Source organism: Vibrio sp. 970, from assembly GCF_033339075.1.
In genome coordinates this window covers 1-691 of sequence record NZ_JAWOTW010000332.1, presented here as the reverse complement: position 1 = coordinate 691, position 691 = coordinate 1, and the positions used below count along the sequence as shown (strand labels likewise).

The 691-nt window shown below is 52.1% G+C and carries 1 protein-coding gene; it reads right to left on the bottom strand.

The features are described 5' to 3' along the window. The coding region (locus R7Q11_RS26485; RefSeq protein WP_225467034.1) for a gamma-glutamyltransferase at positions 1 to 664 on the bottom strand (664 nt) is incomplete at its 3' end. Positions 665 to 691: the final 27 nt, after the last annotated feature.

Here is a 691-nt window from a genome sequence, read left to right as displayed (position 1 = left end):
CGGCTTTTGGTGAGCCATCGGCGTTAAAGAAATACGCTTTTGTGGTCGGAAAACGTGATAAACGCTCGGCGTCGTTGGCAATCAAACTGGCGAGACGAGGACTGACGGCAAAACCTTCCTCAGCCAAGTTGATCACTGGCTGAATGATCTTTTTCCATTCCAGCTTGCCGTATTTTTGGTGGGTATCCCACAACAGTTTGACGGTGCCCGGCGTCGCGACAGATCGTCCACCTACAACGGCATCATAAAATTGCAGCGGCTGGCCTTGGTCGTCCAAAAACAGTGTTGGGGTTGCGGCGAGGGGCGCAGTTTCTCGACCATCATAAGTGGTGAGCTTTTGTTGTTCGCCATCCCAATACACCAAAAATGCGCCGCCACCAATACCAGAAGACTGTGGTTCGACTAAGCCAAGCATCAGTTGTACCGCCACCATAGCATCGATGGCATTGCCGCCTTGCTCCAGTACATCAGCACCAGCTTGGGTGGCGATTGGGTTCGCTGCTGTCACCATATAGTCTTTGGCTTTGACCAGTTGTTTGTGCTCAAGCCCAGTACTTTGCTCTGGGGCAATCGCATCGGTGGCTTGGTTTGCAAACGCGGTGTGGGTGATAGAGGCGCTAAGAAAAAGACCCGTAGACACGAGTCGGTTGAACGTCCAATGCATGATGACTCTCCATGTTGCCAGTTTGAT